Annotated in this window: 19 protein-coding genes; 5 read left to right on the top strand and 14 right to left on the bottom strand. The window is 62.9% G+C overall.

Annotation, left to right across the window (positions count from 1 at the left end; genetic code table 11):
* Positions 1-5 precede the first annotated feature (5 nt).
* Entirely contained in the window at positions 6-725 is a 720-nt protein-coding gene (locus J6497_RS02255) for a GGDEF domain-containing protein (protein ID WP_376708148.1), read from the bottom strand.
* Positions 726-876: 151 nt separating this feature from the next.
* Between J6497_RS02255 and purE the strand changes: the two genes are divergently transcribed.
* Both purE and J6497_RS02245 read left to right on the top strand, forming a co-directional pair.
* Positions 877-1365 (top strand): 5-(carboxyamino)imidazole ribonucleotide mutase, encoded by a 489-nt coding sequence (gene purE / locus J6497_RS02250; RefSeq protein ID WP_225702582.1) that lies wholly within the window; start codon positions 877-879, stop codon positions 1363-1365.
* Entirely contained in the window at positions 1362-2459 is a 1098-nt protein-coding gene (locus J6497_RS02245) for a 5-(carboxyamino)imidazole ribonucleotide synthase (protein WP_225702581.1), read from the top strand. Before purE ends, J6497_RS02245 begins: the two co-directional genes overlap by 4 nt.
* A gap of 55 nt (positions 2460-2514) precedes the next feature.
* Here J6497_RS02245 and aqpZ read toward each other — a convergent pair whose 3' ends face one another.
* Positions 2515-3237 carry an aquaporin Z gene (aqpZ, locus tag J6497_RS02240; RefSeq protein ID WP_225702580.1) on the bottom strand — a complete coding sequence of 241 codons (723 nt, stop codon included), beginning with the start codon at positions 3235-3237 and terminating at the stop codon, positions 2515-2517.
* Positions 3238-3502: 265 nt separating this feature from the next.
* Between aqpZ and rpsU the strand changes: the two genes are divergently transcribed.
* Both rpsU and J6497_RS02230 read left to right on the top strand, forming a co-directional pair.
* Positions 3503-3802, top strand: coding sequence for a 30S ribosomal protein S21 (gene rpsU / locus J6497_RS02235; protein WP_027579707.1), 300 nt, complete (start codon positions 3503-3505; stop codon positions 3800-3802).
* 200 nt (positions 3803-4002) lie between these two features.
* A complete protein-coding gene (locus tag J6497_RS02230; protein WP_376708157.1) occupies positions 4003-4605 on the top strand; it encodes a tetratricopeptide repeat protein in 603 nt (200 codons plus the stop codon).
* Between the two features lie 79 nt (positions 4606-4684).
* Here J6497_RS02230 and J6497_RS02225 read toward each other — a convergent pair whose 3' ends face one another.
* The 12 genes from J6497_RS02225 to J6497_RS02170 form a co-directional block, all read right to left on the bottom strand.
* Positions 4685-5578, bottom strand: coding sequence for a hypothetical protein (locus J6497_RS02225; protein ID WP_225702578.1), 894 nt, complete (start codon positions 5576-5578; stop codon positions 4685-4687).
* Positions 5579-5686: 108 nt separating this feature from the next.
* Entirely contained in the window at positions 5687-5971 is a 285-nt protein-coding gene (locus J6497_RS02220) for a cupin domain-containing protein (RefSeq protein WP_225702577.1), read from the bottom strand.
* A gap of 13 nt (positions 5972-5984) precedes the next feature.
* The gene (locus tag J6497_RS02215) at positions 5985-7082 is read right to left on the bottom strand and encodes a calcium:cation antiporter (protein WP_225702576.1); all 1098 of its coding nucleotides are present in this window, start codon (positions 7080-7082) and stop codon (positions 5985-5987) included.
* Positions 7083-7123: 41 nt separating this feature from the next.
* Positions 7124-8545, bottom strand: a complete 1422-nt coding sequence (locus tag J6497_RS02210) for a sodium:proton antiporter (protein ID WP_225702575.1) — start codon at positions 8543-8545, stop codon at positions 7124-7126.
* Positions 8546-8552: 7 nt separating this feature from the next.
* A complete protein-coding gene (locus tag J6497_RS02205) occupies positions 8553-9353 on the bottom strand; it encodes an alpha/beta hydrolase (protein WP_225702574.1) in 801 nt (266 codons plus the stop codon).
* A 17-nt stretch (positions 9354-9370) separates the two neighbouring features.
* On the bottom strand, positions 9371-10768 hold the full coding sequence (locus tag J6497_RS02200; protein ID WP_225702573.1) for an NAD(P)(+) transhydrogenase (Re/Si-specific) subunit beta: 1398 nt from the start codon (positions 10766-10768) through the stop codon (positions 9371-9373).
* A 38-nt stretch (positions 10769-10806) separates the two neighbouring features.
* Positions 10807-11124 (bottom strand): proton-translocating transhydrogenase family protein, encoded by a 318-nt coding sequence (locus J6497_RS02195; RefSeq protein WP_213773539.1) that lies wholly within the window; start codon positions 11122-11124, stop codon positions 10807-10809.
* Positions 11125-11135: 11 nt separating this feature from the next.
* On the bottom strand, positions 11136-12263 hold the full coding sequence (locus tag J6497_RS02190; RefSeq protein ID WP_225702572.1) for a Re/Si-specific NAD(P)(+) transhydrogenase subunit alpha: 1128 nt from the start codon (positions 12261-12263) through the stop codon (positions 11136-11138).
* A gap of 137 nt (positions 12264-12400) precedes the next feature.
* Positions 12401-12553, bottom strand: a complete 153-nt coding sequence (locus J6497_RS02185; RefSeq protein ID WP_225702571.1) for an aa3-type cytochrome c oxidase subunit IV — start codon at positions 12551-12553, stop codon at positions 12401-12403.
* A gap of 87 nt (positions 12554-12640) precedes the next feature.
* Complete coding sequence (locus J6497_RS02180; protein WP_225702570.1) at positions 12641-13027, bottom strand: type II toxin-antitoxin system death-on-curing family toxin; 387 nt, start codon at positions 13025-13027, stop codon at positions 12641-12643.
* Positions 13024-13281: an AbrB/MazE/SpoVT family DNA-binding domain-containing protein gene (locus J6497_RS02175; protein ID WP_225702569.1), complete on the bottom strand. Its 258-nt coding sequence runs from the start codon at positions 13279-13281 to the stop codon at positions 13024-13026. The genes J6497_RS02180 and J6497_RS02175 overlap by 4 nt, the downstream gene beginning before the upstream one ends.
* Positions 13282-13357: 76 nt before the next feature.
* Positions 13358-15250 carry a M3 family oligoendopeptidase gene (locus tag J6497_RS02170; RefSeq protein ID WP_225702568.1) on the bottom strand — a complete coding sequence of 631 codons (1893 nt, stop codon included), beginning with the start codon at positions 15248-15250 and terminating at the stop codon, positions 13358-13360.
* Between the two features lie 136 nt (positions 15251-15386).
* On the opposite strand from J6497_RS02170, the gene J6497_RS02165 reads away from it, so the two are divergent.
* Positions 15387-16883 (top strand): sigma-54-dependent transcriptional regulator, encoded by a 1497-nt coding sequence (locus tag J6497_RS02165; protein WP_225702567.1) that lies wholly within the window; start codon positions 15387-15389, stop codon positions 16881-16883.
* The last annotated feature ends 22 nt before the right edge of the window (positions 16884-16905 follow it).

Below are 16905 nucleotides of genomic sequence, written 5' to 3'. Positions count from 1 at the left end.
GCCAGTCACTGCTGGTCCATCATTTCGTGCCGGCGCTGCGCCTTGCGCACATACATCGCGCTATCAGCCTCTTCGAGCGCACGGCTCGCCTCGGAGTGGGGACCGAGAATCGCAACGCCGGCGGAGGCGCCTGCGCTGACGCTGCGGCCACGGAAATTGAAGGTGAGGCGATCGATCGATTGCTCCAGCGCCGCGGCCTTGGCCTTGGCGTCGATCTCGCTCAGGTTCCACAGCAGCACCGCAAACTCGTCGCCGCCGAGCCGTCCGAGCACGTCCGAGGCGCGCACTTGGCTTGAGACCGCCTTCACGACCGCCTTCAGCACCGCGTCGCCGGCGGCATGGCCGTAGGCGTCATTGATCGGCTTCAGGCGATCGACGTCGAGCATGACCAGCGCGCCGCTGGCGTGATAGCGCTTGATGTAGGCGATCGAGCGGTTGAGCTCGCGCTCGAAGCCGCGCCGGTTCAAGATATCCAGCAGGAAGTCGGTCTCCGCGGACGCCTGCAGTTCCGCGACCTGTGCCTGCGCCGCAGCGAGTTCCGCCCTGAGGCGGCGTATTGTCGCTTTGGCCTCGTTCAGCGCAGCAGATGGGGCTTGGGCAGGTGCGACTTGGGCAGGCGCGGGTTGGGCAGGCGCGGGTTGGGCGCGGCGCGGCGCGGCCTTGCGCGCGGCCGCGCTTTTCCTTTTCGCGGCGCCGGATGCAGCCGCCCTCTTCTTCTTTTTCATAAGCATCCTTGTTGAGGCCCGCTGATGAGGCTTGCCCGCATTCACCAAGACAGGATAGTCCATTCCGGATTCCTTGCCACGCCTTGGATCAGTCAAGGGCCGCTCCTATAATCCGGCCAATGCTCCTGGATTCCCGATCAGAATTGACGACATGCCCGCCGCAATAGCCATCATCATGGGAAGCCAGTCGGACTGGGAGACCATGGGCCACGCCGCCGAAACGCTCACCGCCCTCGGGCTGGCGTTTGAGGCGCGGATCATTTCCGCCCATCGCACCCCGGACCGGCTGTATGCGTTCGCCAAGGGCGCAAAGGCGGCCGGTTTCAAGGTCATCATTGCCGGCGCCGGCGGCGCCGCGCATCTGCCGGGCATGACGGCCGCGCTGACGGAACTTCCGGTGTTCGGGGTTCCCGTCGAATCGAAGGCATTGTCGGGCGTCGACTCCTTGTATTCGATCGTGCAGATGCCGGCCGGTATCCCGGTCGGCACGCTCGCGATCGGAAAATCCGGCGCCATCAACGCGGCGCTGTTGGCAGCGAGCGTGCTCGCACTGAGCGACCCGGCGCTGGCAGCGCGCCTTGCCGCCTGGCGCAAGGAACAGACCGACGCGATCAAGGAGCATCCGGAGGCATCGGCGTGACGGCTTCGACAGGAGTGAAGCTGAAGCCGGGTGACACAATCGGAATTCTCGGCGGCGGACAATTGGGCCGGATGCTGGCGATGGCCGCCGCACGGCTCGGCCTCAAATGCCAGGTGTTCTCGCCGGACCCGGATTCGCCCGCCTTTGACGTGGTACAGCACGCGACCTGCGCGGAATTTGCCGACGTCGAGGCGCTCGAACTCTTCGCCAATGACGTCGACGTCATCACCTACGAGTTCGAGAACGTGCCGTCCGGGACAGCGCTGGTTCTGGCGGCGCGCCGCCCGGTCCTGCCGTCGCAGAAGGTCCTCGAGACCACGCAGGATCGATTGATCGAAAAAGATTTCATCACCAGGCTCGGCATCGGCACCGCCGATTATGCCGACGTATCCTCGGTCGAAACCCTGCGCGCCGCGATCGCGCGTATCGGCCTTCCAGCGGTGATCAAGACGCGCCGCTTCGGCTATGACGGCAAGGGCCAGGCGATGCTCCGCGAGGGCGACGATATCGACCAGGTCTGGGAAGAGCTCGGCACCAAATCCGCGATTCTCGAAGCCTTCGTGCCGTTCGAGCGCGAAATCTCCGTGATCGCTGCGCGCTCCTCGGACGGCCAGGTTGAATGCTTCGACGTCACCGAGAACGAGCATCGCGATCACATCCTGAAGATCTCGCGCGCGCCGGCGGCGATCCCGGCCGGGCTCGCCGCGCAGGCGCGATCGGTTGCGGAGAAGATCGCGCACGCGCTGAACTATGTCGGCGTACTCGGGGTCGAAATGTTCGTGGTGGCGGGCAAGGATGGACCGACCGTGCTCGTCAACGAGATCGCGCCGCGGGTTCACAATTCTGGACACTGGACACTGGACGGCGCCTCGATTTCGCAATTCGAGCAGCACATCCGCGCTATCGCCGGGTGGCCGCTCGGCAAGCCGATCCGCCATGGCGCGGTGACCATGACCAATTTGATCGGCGATGACATTCTCAGCTACGAGGAATGGCTGACGGTGCCTGGCGCGACCGTGCACCTCTACGGCAAAGGGCCGCCACGGCCCGGTCGCAAGATGGGCCATGTCACCGAAGTGGCGCCACCGAAGTAGTGCCGGCAGGCAACAAATAGCAGCCCGCCGGCAAAGTCTTAAATCAGAAACTGGATCAAGCCTGTCGTACGCCTTCGACGACGCCGGTCGGCTCCTCGCTCAGCCAGCGATAGAGCACCCCGCCGAGCGCGCCACCGATCAACGGCGCCACCCAGAACAGCCAGAGCTGCGCCAGCGCCCAGCCGCCGACGAACAATGCGGGCCCGGTGCTGCGCGCCGGGTTAACTGAGGTGTTGGTGACGGGAATGCTGACAAGATGGATCAGGGTCAGCGCGAGCCCGATCGCCAGCGGCGCAAAGCCCGCAGGTGCCCTGCCATGGGTCGCGCCCATGATGATGAACAGGAACATCATCGTCATCACCACCTCAGTGATGAAGCCGGCAAGCAGGCTATATTGCCCGGGCGAGTGCGCGTCATAGCCATTCGAGGCAAAGCCCTTGGCCAGATCGAAGCCGGGCGCGCCGGTCGCGATCAGATAGAGCACCCCCGCAGCGACGATCGCGCCGACCACCTGCGCGATCACATAGGGCAGGATCTGGCCGGCAGGAAAACGTCCGCCGGCGGCAAGACCGACGGTGACGGCCGGATTGAGATGGCAGCCGGACACATGCCCGATGGCATAGGCCATGGTGACGACGCTCAATCCGAACGCCAGTGACACACCGACCAGGCCGATCCCGACTTGCGGAAAGCCAGCAGCGATCACGGCGCTGCCGCATCCCGTAAATGTGAGCCAGAAGGTGCCGATCGCCTCGGCGGCATATTTTTGTGTGTCCATACCAGTTCTCCCGTTATTTTGTTTCCCGGAGCTGGCAAAAGCTGCGGGAGCGGCCAAGCATTTGGCGCCGAATCACCCCAATCACGGCCACTAAATGGCAATTTCGCCCTATTTCGTGGCTTTACTTGGCCCTTATCCCTGCTTCACTGGTGGACATTTGCGATTTTGTCTGATACATGCGCGCGCCTAGGGTTAAGGGTCTGGCCTTTTGCCGACCTTGGCTTTGCCAGATTTCCGAACCGATCAATCGAAAAGAGGATGCCGCGTGCAGGTTCTCGTCCGCGATAACAATGTCGATCAAGCCCTGAAGGCGCTCAAAAAGAAGATGCAGCGCGAGGGCATTTTCCGCGAGATGAAGCTCCGCGGTCATTATGAGAAGCCTTCCGAGAAGAAGGCCCGCGAGAAGGCCGAAGCCGTGCGCCGCGCCCGCAAGCTGGCGCGCAAGAAGCTGCAGCGCGAAGGCCTGTTGCCGATGAAGCCGAAGCCGGTATTCGGCGCTGGCGCCGGTGGTGACCGCGGCGCTGGCGGACGCGGCGGTCCGGGCGCTGGTCGCGGTCCGCGCTGATCGCACGTTCTTGTAAAGGCTAAAGATGAAGACGCGGGCCGAAGCGGTCCGCGTTTTGCTTTTTGATCGGTGCATTTTGCACCGCGGCCGGCTACCAATACGGAATTGCAGACGCGAGCATTTCCATTACGCGAGCAGTTCCGTTGATGGTGTTTCCGGCATCCCGCGCCCCTTCTGAACCTTTGCTTCTTCCGCGCCTGATGGCGCGGCCGGCGATCCTGCTTGCCGTCGCACTTTGCGTCCCTTTGGGCGGCTGCTCATTCGATCTCGGATCTTGGGACTCCGACAACGACAAACCCAAGCAGGCCGCCACCGAAAAGCCGACCGGCAGCGTCAGTCCCCAGAACGTCAGCGATGCCAAGGAGCATGCAGCGCGGGGCCAGGAGTTCGCGCGATCATTCAAGACCGAGCAGGCGCTCGCCGAATTCGAACAGGCGCTCGCGCTCGACCCCTACAACACCCAGGCACTGTATGGCCGCGGCCTGATCTATCAGGGTCAGAACCAGCACCAGCAGGCGATCGAGGATTTCACTGCGGCGAGCGGCCTGGCGCCGCAGCGCGTCGAGCCGTTGCTGGCGCGCGCGAGCAGCTATCTCGCCGTCAACAAGGCCAAGGAAGCGACCGCCGATCTTGACGAAGCGGTGCAGGCCGATCCCAACAGCGCCCAAGCCTGGACGGTGCGCGGCGAGGCCTATGAGCGGCTGGGAGACAGGAGCAAGGCGGCGGCTTCGTACAGTCGCGCAGTAGCATTGCGCCCCAGGGATGAAGCCGCGCGCAGCGGCCTCGCGCGCACCGGCGGTTAGAGCGTTTTCAAGCGAAGTGGACACCGGTTCGCGTGAAGAAAACGCGTCAAAACAAGAATCTAAGTTTTGCTGATCGCCGTTATTTCGGCAGGACGGCGTGGAACACCGATTTCATCGATGACAGCATGTCCTCGCCTATGTTGGTGCGATCCTTGGCGGGTTCGGCGGCCTCCGCGTGCAAATCCAGCGGCGGACGCGCCGGGATTTCGGCCGGCGGCGTCGGACGATTTGGATCATCGGTCGCATCTGCCTGGTAGGGAGGCCTCGGTTGCGAGGTCTGGCCCAATGCTTCGCTCGGCGGCGTCGATACCATGATTGGCGGCGACAGTGGCCGCAGCGAGGGCGCGGTTACGACACGGGACGCTTCCGGCGCGCGCGGCACCTCCGTCACGCGTGCCGTCTCTTGCACGCGCGGGGCGCCATCACCGCCACCGCGCAACCGCTCGATCGCAGCGCGCGCGAGGTCGTTGGCGTCACGATGCTCCTCCGGCGCAGCGGCAGCTTCGGCCGGCGGCGGCGAAGCGGGTGCAACGGCCGGCGCGACTGCAGGCTGCTGCACCGGCGCTGGCGTCAACTTGGCAACGGCCTTCTCACGCGGCGCGGGCTGATGGCGACGGAGCTCGGCGGGCGGAATGCTTGCGGTCTCGGCACCTGCTTCGGCGGGTTTGCTCTCGGTCGCCTTCTCTGCGGGCTTCTCAGTCACCGTGGCCTTCTCGGACGCCGTGCGCTCCATCAACGTGCGCTCGGATATGCCTTTCGCCTTTACGCCGGCCTCGGGGAGATTGGAAACTTCGGCAGGTTTTTCGACGGGCTTGCTTGCGGCGGCCGCCTTCGGCTGCGCGGTCGAAACAGCAGCGGCGGCTGGCGCCTCCGGCTTGGCTACGATGTAGTGGTTAACGATGTAGGCCCCGATGACCGTCGCAGCCACCGAGGGAAGGATGTCGACGGTAAATTTCGTCAGGTATTTCAGCATTGCCGGCCACTCCCCGCCGTGCAGCTAGATGCGGGAACTTTGAGGCACATTGAGGGATCAACTGCGACGGATCAATGGCAATCGGCCGGTTCCGGCGATCACGGATGCTTACGGCTTGAGTTCAATCTCGAGGAAGACGATCTCGATAGAGGTTTCGTTAAGCACATCGTGCTCCACCCCCGCCTTCCGGAAATACGACTTGCCGGCACTGAGCTGAGCCTTCGACCGCTCCCCACTGGGCGCCACGATGGTCATCTCGCCCGCGGTCACAGGCACGATCACATAGTCCATCTCATGGATGTGACGCCCGGTCGCACTGCCTGGCGCCAGCCGCCATTCCGTGACGCGGACCTCGGGGGTATCGACCTGAACGTCGGATTTGGCGGCAAGCATCGTCATTGTCTCCCTAGGGCAAGAATTCCAGGAACAGGAATACCGCAAATACCACCAGATGGACCAAGCCGAACAGGATGTTGGTGCGGCCGGTACCGAAGGTCAGCATGCTCAGCAGGAAAGTCAGCAGCAACAGCACCGTGCTCTGCGCGCCGAGCCCAAGCACAAGCTCTTTGTCTAGCGTGTAAGTGGCGATGCCAACCGCCGGGATTGTCAACCCGATCGTCGCAAGCGACGAGCCGAGCGCGAGATTAATGCTCTTCTGCAAGTCATTGTTGCGGGCGGCCGAAACCGCGGCAACGCCCTCGGGCATGAGGATCAGAACCGCGACCACCAAGCCTGCGAAGGCTGGCGGCGCGCCGATCATCGCCGCGGTGGCATCGATGACGAGCGAGAACTTCTTTGACAGCAGCACGACGGCAAGGAGGGAAACCAGGAGCAACGGAATACTGAGCGCCAGCACCGCGCCCGATGACTTCTTCGGCGCCTCGGCGTCGTTTGCGGACTCGACGACGAAGTAATCGCGGTGTCGCATGGTCTGGATATAAAGAAAGACGCCGTACAGGGCGAGCGTGACGATGTCGACAAAGCCCAGCTGCGTGGCCGAATAGAACGGCCCAGGTGCGGTTAACGTATAATTCGGCAAGACCAGCGTTATCGTCGCCAATACAAACAACACGCTGAGATAAAGGTTGGCGCCCGAAACCTGGAAATCCTGCTCTCGGTAATGCAACCCTCCAATGAAGATGCATAGCCCGACCAGGCCATTGCAAACGATCATCACGACCGCAAACACGGTGTCACGGGCGAGCGCCGGCTGCGGCTTGTCACCCAGCATGATCGTGGTGATCAGCGCCACTTCAATGATCGTCACCGCGAGCGTCAGCACCAATGTGCCGAAAGGCTCTCCGATTTCTTCGGCGATCACCTCTGCATGATGCACCGCCGCGAACACCGTGCCGAACAGGATGGCCAGCAGGATCGCAGCGAGCAGCCATCCGCGGAGAGACGGGGTAAATACCCAGCCGACGGCTGTCGCCGCGGCGAACAGTGCCATCGCCAGCGCCGGGAAAATCCATGCCGTATGCGGCATCGGACCGTGCGCGCTCATAGACCCCCTTCCGCTGCCCAGGGAGATCCAACATACGGCACTCAGTGAATGCTGAGAACCGGGGCAATCGGCAAAAGGGTGAGAAGCAGGAACAGCGGTATCAGCACTGCACCCGCAAACAAAAGATAGCCGAAGAAGCTCGGCATCTTGACGCCGCTCTCGTTCGCGATCGCCGCCACCATGAAGTTTGGCGCGTTTCCGATATAGGTGAGCGCCCCCATATAGACGGCGCCCATGGAGATCGCCGCCAGCGTCCCCGACAATTCCCCCATCAATCGCTGCGGGTCACCGCCGGCAAGTTCGAAGAACAGGAGATACGTCGGAGCATTGTCGAGGAACGCTGACATCAGCCCGGTGAACCAGAAATAGGCGACCTCCCGCGGTGCGCCGTTCGGCTCGGTGACGGCGGACAACAGCCAGGCAAAGGACCCGTCACGCCCGGCATGCAGCATCGCCAGAACCGGGATGATCGCGATGAAGATGCCGGCGAACAGTTTCGCGACCTCCCGGATCGGCTCCCAGTTGAAACCGTTGGCCTCACGGTGCTCATCGGGCGTGAGCCATAGCGAAAGCAGTGCGATTGCGATCAGCAGGACATCACGCACCAGGTTCTGCAACTCCACCCCTGTGCCGAGGACGTCGAAGGCTATTCCCGGCCGCCACTTCGCCGACATCAGGATGCTGGCAATGATAGCGGCGATCAGCAGCAGATTGATCAGGCCGTGAAGGCGGATCGGCGCCGCTCTGCTCGGAGGCGCCGCCGGCTCTCTGCGGAAAAGCCAGAGATCGACCGCGACGAAGACCAATAGCAGGATGCCGGCCACGATCGCGGTCTGCGGCCAGATGTTCTTCGTGGTCCAGAAGAACTCGACGCCGTGCAAGAAACCGACGAACAGCGGCGGGTCACCGAGCGGGCTCAGCGCACCGCCGACATTGGCAACCAGAATAATGAAGAACACGATGACATGCGCGTTATGGAGCCGCATCAGGTTGGCGCGGATCAGCGGGCGGATCAGGATCATGGCGGCCCCCGTGGTGCCGACGACGCTCGCCATCATCGTACCCAGTGCAAGAAGGGAGGTGTTGGTCCAGGGCGTGCCTCTCAGGTCGCCAGTCACCAGAATCCCGCCGGCTACGGTATAGAGCGCGAACAGCAGTACGATGAAGCTTAGATATTCGCCGAGCATCGCATGCACGAAGCTCTCCAGCATAGCTGCGCCTCCGGCGAACCAGGCGAGCGTGGCGAGCGTCAGCGCCGACCAGGCGGCGACGATCTTGCCGTAATGGTGATGCCAGAATTTCGGGAACAGCAGCGGCCCGAGCGCAATCGACAGCAGCAGGCCGGCGAAAGGAAGGGCAAACGGCCAAGTCATCGCCGCGCCATCGATCGTCGCGGCAGCCTGCGCCTGGCTCGGCAGCAGCGCAAATACCGACAGGATGAACACGACGCCCCACACTCTCATTCTACACCTATGCACCGCCAATGAACTGCCGCACCGTTTCGATCGCGCCATAATAGTCGAGATTGTCGTGGCCGCCGCCAGCAAAGCGAACGAGCCGCTTCGGCTCACGCGCCAGCGCGAACAGGCGTTCACCAAAGATGATCGAGATTACGGGATCGTTGGTGCCGTGCATGACGAGCAGCGGCACATTGACGCGTTCGATGCGCTCGTCGGAGCGAAACTGATCGCGCATCAGCCAGCGCACCGGCACGAACGGGAGTACCGAACCAGCAATGTCAGCCGTCGAGGTATAGGGCGCCTCCAGGATCAGTTTGCCGATCGGCTGCTCCGAAGCCAGCGAGACCGCAATCCCTGTGCCGAGCGAAAATCCCCAGACGACGATTCGTTCCGCGGCGTAGCGCGCGGCGGTGAAGGCGTAAGCTGCAGCAGCATCCTGCAGAATGCCTTGCTCGCTCGGATATCCGCTCGAGCCGGCATAGCCGCGGTAGGAGAGCGCGACCAGGCCAGTGCCATCCGACGTCATGGCACGGAAACGACTGACCCTTCCTGCGAGAAAGTCTCCATTGCCGGGAAAGTGCAGGATCACGGGATGGCCTGGCTTTGCCGGCACGTACCAGACGATGACCTTTTCGCCGTCGCCGGTGGTGAGCACATGTTCCTCGGCTTCAGGAAAGCCGGCCGCTTCCGGCGAGGTTCGCTCCCGCGTCGGAATCGGAAACAACATCTCGCGCTGCTTGACGAACAGCACCACGAGCGCTCCGAGATAGCCGACTGCAGCGACGATCAGGAGCCATTTGAGGACGAGCATCGCTGCTCGCAACAGTCTCACATCGCCTTGACAATGCTCTCAGTCACCTTCTTGGCATCGCCGAGCAGCATCATGGTGTTGTCGCGATAGAACAGCGGATTGTCGATACCGGCATAGCCCGAGGCCAGCGAGCGCTTGATGAACATCACGGTTCCGGCCTTCCAGACCTGCAGCACCGGCATGCCGTAGATCGGGGAGGATTTGTCCTCTTCCGCTGCCGGATTGGTGACGTCGTTGGCGCCGATCACGAAGGCGACGTCAGCCTGGGCGAATTCGGAGTTGATGTCCTCCAGTTCGAACACCTCGTCATAGGGCACGTTGGCTTCCGCCAGCAGCACGTTCATATGGCCGGGCATGCGGCCCGCGACGGGGTGGATCGCGTACTTCACCTCGACGCCTTCCTTCTTCAGGATGTCGGCCATTTCGCGCAACGCGTGCTGCGCCTGCGCCACCGCCATGCCATAGCCGGGCACGATGATGACCTTCGAGGCGTTCTTCATGATGAAGGCAGCATCGTCAGCAGACCCCAGCTTGGCCGGCTTCTGCTCGCCGGTCACGCCGGCTGCCGCCGCGGTCTCGCCGCCGAAGCCGCCGAGGATGACCGAGATGAAGGACCGGTTCATCGCGTGGCACATGATGTAGGACAGGATCGCGCCGGACGAGCCGACCAGTGCGCCGGTGATGATCAGCGCCGAATTGCCGAGCGTGAAGCCGATGCCGGCCGCCGCCCAGCCCGAATAGGAGTTCAGCATCGAGATCACGACCGGCATGTCGGCGCCGCCGATCGGGATGATCATAAGCACGCCGAGCGCCAGCGCGATGATCGTGATCAGCCAGAAGTCGAGCGCGCTGCCCGACAGCACGAGGCCAACGATAAAGAACACCAGCGCCAGGGCGAGCGCGATGTTGATGAGATGGCGGAATGGCAGGATGATCGGCGCGCCGCTCATCCGCGCTGACAGTTTCAGGAACGCAATCACCGAGCCGGTGAAGGTCAAAGCGCCGATCGCGACGCCGAGCGACATCTCGATCAGGCTCTGGGTATGGATGTTGCCGGGCGTGCCGATGTCGAAGGCTTCGGGCGCATAGAACGCGCCGGCGGCGACCAGCACGGCGGCCATGCCGACCAGCGAGTGGAAAGCGGCGACCAGCTCGGGCATCGAGGTCATCGGCACCCGTCGCGCGATCACAGCGCCGATCGTGCCGCCGATGGCGACACCGAGCACGACCAGCAGCCAGGCGACGCCGTCAGCCGGCGGATGGCTCGCGAGCGTGGTCAGAATCGCGATCGCCATGCCGATCATGCCGAACAGGTTGCCCTGGCGCGAGGTGGCGGGGCTCGACAGCCCCCTGAGCGACAGGATGAACAGCACACCCGCCACGAGATACAACAATGCAGAGAGATTGGCGTTCATCTCAGGTCCCCATTTGCCTCTTCGCCCGAGGTCGCCGCTTACTTGGCCTTCTTCTTGTACATCGCCAGCATTCGCTGGGTGACAAGGAAGCCACCGAAGATGTTCACGCAGGCGAAGATCAGCGCGACGAAGCCGAAGCCGCGCGCCCAGCCCGAGCCGCTCGAGATCATGCCGACGCCGACCGCGAGCAGCGCGCCGACCACGATCACCGAGGAGATCGCGTTGGTGACGCTCATCAGCGGCGTATGCAGCGCAGGCGTCACCGACCACACCACGAAATAGCCGACGAACACCGCCAGCACGAAAATGGAAAGCCGAAACACGAAGGGATCGACGGCCTGCGCGATATGCTCCATGGCTTCTCTCCTTAGGCTTTCGGCTGGAAGTTCGGATGGATGACGGCGCCATCCTTGGTCAGCGCGGTAGATTTCACCAGTTCGTCATCCCAGTTGACGGCGAGTGCCTTGTTCGCCTTGTCGATCAGCGTCTCGATGAAGGCGAACAGGTTGCGGGCATAAAGGCCGGAGGCGGAAGCCGCGACGCGGCCGGCGACATTGGTGTAGCCGACGATCTTGATGCCATCGACGTCGACGACCTCGCCCGCCTTCGCGCCTTCGACATTGCCGCCGCGTTCGACGGCGAGATCGACCAGCACCGAACCGGGCCGCATCGACTTGACCATTTCGCTGTTCACGAGCCTTGGCGCCAGACGGCCCGGGATCAGCGCCGTCGTGATCACGACATCCTGCTTCTTGATGTGCTCGGCGGTGAGCGCGGCCTGCTTGGCCTGATACTCCTTGGACATCTCCTTGGCGTAACCGCCCGCGGTCTGCGCGTTCTTGAACTCCTCGTCCTCGACCGCGAGGAATTTGGCGCCAAGGCTCTCCACCTGCTCTTTGGTCGCCGGACGTACGTCCGTGGCGGTGACGATGGCCCCTAGCCGGCGCGCGGTCGCGATCGCCTGCAGGCCGGCAACGCCGACCCCCATCACGAACACTTTGGCGGCGGGGACCGTGCCGGCCGCAGTCATCATCATCGGGAAGGCGCGGCCGAAGGCTTCGGCGCCCTCGATCACCGCGCGATAGCCGGCGAGGTTCGCCTGCGAGGACAAGACGTCCATAACCTGCGCGCGGGTGATGCGCGGCATCAATTCCATAGCAAAGGCCGAAACACCGGCATCAGCCATTGCCTTCAGCGCAGCGTCATTGCCGTACGGGTCCATGATGGCGATGACGAGTGCGCCGCGCTTGTATCTCGAGAGTTCAGATGGCTCCGGCCGCTTCACCTTGATGACGATGTCGGCATCCTTCACCGCGTCCGCGCTGACCGTGGCGCCCGCGGCGGTGAATTCCGAATCCGGCAAGCCCGACTTGATGCCCGCGCCCGACTCGACCGCGACCTCGGCGCCGAGCGCCTTGAATTTCTTGATAGTATCAGGGGACGCGGCGACCCGCGGCTCGGACGGGTCGATTTCCTTGGCAACGGCAATCTTCATAAAGCCTCCGGCGGCGCGGGACAGCGCACGCATGCAAACTTAGCGTTACTCCCGCAACGTTGGATACCGGTTTTGGGACCGGTTTGAGTGCAATTTTTGTGAGCACCGCCGGCAGTGGCGGCGCAGCCGGCGAGGGATCAGAGCAGGAAGAAGGCCATCAGGACGAGAATAAGGGCGACCGTCGCGCTGCCGTATTTGACCAGCGCGATGAACCCTTCATAGGTCCGCTCGTGCTCGATGTAGTCGTTGCCGTCGGCGGTGGTGTAAGCCACTTCGCTATGGTTTGCCATCGGTGTCCCCAGTCATCAAACGTCCGAATTTCAGGCGTGCCAATACCGCAAACCGAATGGCAGGGCAACGCCACCCTGCCTATCGCCTCATTCGGAAGGCCAATTATCCCGGATCCAGCGGGTGAGGCTTTCCTCGCTGACCTCGCCGGCCGCCAGAGCGAGGATCATGGCGGTGGCATTTTCAGGCGGCACTAGAAAGTCGACACCGTTGAGGCCCAGAAAGACGATCATCGCCCCGAAGGCCGCACGCTTGTTGCCGTCCACGAACGGATGGTTCCGGGCAATACCGAACGCATACGATGCTGCGAGTGCAGCAAGGTCGGTTTCGCCGTAGGTGAATTTATTGATCGGACGGCCAAGCGCAGATTCCAGCATACCCTGGTCGCGAATGCCATCCGGGCCCCCAAACAGCGCAAGCTGCTCGGCGTGGAGATCGATCATGACCTCCACGTCCAGCCAAATCGGCTCGTTCACTTTGCGAGGGCCTTGTACGTATCCGCGTAGGTGCTGAACGAACGCCTGGCGATCTCCATCGCTTTGGCATGCTTGGGATCGTAGGGGGAAAGCTTCACTCCCCGTTCTGTCTGCTCGGTAATGAAAAGCTTGTCGCCTTCCTTCAGCTTCAGCCGGGAAAGAATATCCTTCGATAGGATGAGGCCGAGCGAGTTGCCGATCTTCTTGATCTGAACGAACTCACCTTCAGCGGTATTTCGCGGCATTTCATTCATAGCGGCAGCTCCGTTATACAAAATGTATAACAGAGCTCCGAGTTCCGTTCAACAAATGTTTTACGCCCCAGAAACCTCAGCCCATCGCCTCGAGTTCGTCGATCATGCCCGAGATCACCGACAAGCCGCCGTCCCAAAATCTGGGATCCTTGGCGTCGAGGCCGAACGGCTTGAGCAATTCGGAATAGTGCTTGGTTCCGCCGGCAGAAAGCATATCGAGATAGCGTTCCGCAAAGCCGTCGGAGGCGTGCTCGTAGACCGCATAGAGCGAGTTCACCAGGCAATCGCCGAACGCATAGGCGTAGACGTAGAATGGCGAGTGGATGAAATGCGGGATGTACATCCAGAAATTCTCATAGCCGGGCTTGATCTCGATCGCCGGCCCCAGGCTCTCGGTCTGCACGGAAAGCCAGATCTGGCCGATCCGCTCGGCGGTCAGTTCGCCGTTCTTGCGCTCGGTGTGCATCGCGCGCTCGAACGAATAGAACGCGATCTGCCGCACCACTGTGTTGATCATGTCCTCGACCTTGCCGGCGAGCAGCGCCTGGCGCTGCTTGGCGTTCTTGGTCTCTGACAGCAGCCGCTTGAAGGTCAGCATCTCCCCGAACACGCTCGCGGTCTCCGCGAGCGTCAGCGGCGTCGGCGCCATCAGCGGGCCGTTCTTTGCCGCCAGCACCTGGTGCACGCCATGGCCGAGCTCATGCGCGAGCGTCATCACGTCGCGGGGCTTGCCCTGGTAATTCATCAGCACGTAAGGGTGCGCCGACGGCGTGGTCGGATGCGAGAAGGCGCCCGGCGCCTTGCCAGGCCTGACCGGCGCATCGATCCAGCGGTCGGTGAAGAAGCGCTCGGCGATGGCGGCCATGTCGGTCGAAAAGCCGCGATAGGCGGTCAAGACCATGTTGCGCGCCTCGGGCCAGGCAATCGTACCGGTCGCGGCAAAAGGCAGCGGCGCGTTACGATCCCAATGCGGCAGCTTCTTCTTTTTGAACCAGCCTGCCTTGAGGCGGTAGTAGCGGTGCGACAGTTTCGGATAGGCGGCGCGCACGGAAGCGACCAGCGCATCCACTACCTCGCGCTCGACGCGGTTGTTGAGATGGCGGGAATCCGCGACGTCCTGGAAGCCGCGCCAGCGGTCGGAAATCTCCTTGTCCTTGGCGAGCGTGTTGGTGATCAGCGCGAAAGTGCGCTCATCGGCCTTGAATGTTTTCGCCAGCGCCTCCGCCGCAGCCTTGCGCTTTGAGCCGTCGCGGTCCTGCAAGAAATTGAGCGTCGGCTCGATCGCGAGCTCCTTGGCGCCGACCTTGAAGCGCAGGCCGGCGATGGTCTGGTCGAACAGTCGGTTCCAGGCGGCATAGCCGCTCTGCGACTTCTCGTGGAAAAGCTGCTCGATGCGATCCTCGAGTTGATAAGGCTTCTCCTTGCGCAGGTCCTCGATCCAGGGTCGGTAATACGCGAGCTCGTCCGCCTGCATCGCGCGCTCGATCACATCATCGTCAATGCGGTTGAGCTCGAGCGCGAAGAACAGAAGGTGCGTCGAGGCCGCGGTCAGGCGCTCTGAAACATCGCCGTAAAATTTCGTGATCGCGGGATCGACGCTGTCGCCGGCATGCACCAGGCCGGCAAAGGAGCCGAGCCGGCCGGCGAGATCGTCAATCGCTTCATAGCGTCGCACGGCTTCCGCGAGCCACTTTCCGCCATCTTCCCGCGCCGTATGTTCCGCGAGCTTGCCCCTGTAGTCGGTCTCAAACGCGACGCAATCTGCATCCATCTTCGCAAGGTCGCGCGCGACTTCGGGCGCGTCGATGCCGGAATAGAGATCGGCGAGATTCCATTCCGGCAATTTGCCGGTCTTGCCCGCGGCCTTCTTCGCGGCGGACTTGTTTGCAGCGGGCTTGGTCGCGGCGGATTTGGCGGCGGCCGGTTTGCGTTGCGGTGGTTTGCGGAGAGCAGAGGAGCGCGAGATCATCTTGGTGGGAGCCTGTGTTCAATCGGAGATGCGGCGGCGAAATGTGCGGGGGTCGGCAACGTTTAAGAGGGCGTTAATCGGCTTCGGCGAGAGTGCCCCGATTCGAGACAGATAAGCGTAACGCGCGGGGAAAACCATGGTTGCCACCATTTTGATTGCCGATGATGACGCAGTACAGCGCCGTCTGGTCGAAAACATGGTGCAAAAATGCGGCTACCAGCCCCTCGTAGTCGATAGCGGCGACGATGCCATCGCCGCACTCACCGCCCAGGAAAGCCAGACTATCGATGCGGTCGTGCTCGACCTCGTGATGCCCGGCCTCGATGGCCTTGGCGTGCTCGCAAAGATTCGTGACGCTGGTTTGAACGTCCCCGTGATCGTGCAGACCGCGCATGGCGGCATCGACAACGTTGTCTCGGCGATGCGCGCCGGCGCCCAGGATTTCGTCGTCAAGCCGGTCGGCTTCGAGCGGCTGCAGGTATCCTTGCGCAATGCGCTGAACACCTCTGCACTCAAAGGTGAATTGCAGCGCATCCGCCACAGCCGCGAGGGACGGCTGACCTTCTCCGATATCATCACCCGCAGCGAGGCGATGAGTGGCGTGCTGCGCATCGCGCAGAAGGCCGCTTCATCGGCCATTCCGGTATTGATCGAAGGCGAATCCGGCGTCGGCAAGGAATTGTTCGCGCGCGCCATCCACGGCAGCAGCGAGCGCAAATCGAAGCCGTTTGTTGCGGTGAACTGCGGCGCGATTCCCGATAATCTCGTCGAGTCGATCCTGTTCGGCCATGAGAAGGGCGCCTTCACCGGCGCCACCGAGCGCCACATGGGCAAGTTCGTGGAAGCCCATGGCGGCACGCTCTTCCTCGACGAGGTCGGCGAATTGCCGCTGACCGCGCAGGTGAAGCTGTTGCGCGCGCTGCAGGAGGGCACGGTCGAAGCCGTCGGCGGCCGCAAGCCGGTGAAGGTCGACGTCCGCATCATCTCCGCTACGAACCGCCAATTGCTCGAACTGGTGAAGGCCGGCCAATTCCGCGAGGACTTGTTCTACCGGTTGCACGTCTTGCCGCTGACGATCCCGCCCTTGCGGCAGCGGCGCGAAGACATCCCACATCTGCTGCGGCATTTTCTCGCGCGCTTCAACGCGGAGGAAAACCGCAACATCACCGGCATCAGCGGCGAGGCGATGACGCATCTTTCGCAACTCGACTGGCCCGGCAATATCCGCCAGCTCGAGAACACCGTGTACCGCGCAGTGGTGATGAGCGACGGCGACCAGCTTGGTCTTGCCGACTTCCCGCAAGTTGCCGCGCATCCGCTTGCTGACCCGAACCCGGCGCATGGCGAGCCGCTGATCGTCGGCCCGTCGACGGCGCCCGCGATGGTATCGGGTAACGACATACCAATTGCGCCGCTGCCCGCCACCGGCAGTCTCTCGATGCTGACCAGCAGCGGCGACGTGCGGCCACTGGAAGAGATGGAGAACGAGATCATCCGCTTCGCGATCTCGCACTATCGCGGGCAGATGTCGGAGGTCGCGCGGCGCCTGAAGATCGGCCGCTCGACGCTCTACCGCAAGATCGACGAGGCCGCGGCAAATGACTCCGCCGGCGGCGGCAGCGGCGCCAATTGAGCCGATGGATGGGCGCTTATGC

The organism is Bradyrhizobium cenepequi (genome assembly GCF_020329485.1).
GTDB classification, from domain to species: Bacteria; Pseudomonadota; Alphaproteobacteria; order Rhizobiales; family Xanthobacteraceae; genus Bradyrhizobium; species Bradyrhizobium cenepequi.
This window is presented reverse-complemented; position numbering and strand designations above follow the sequence as displayed.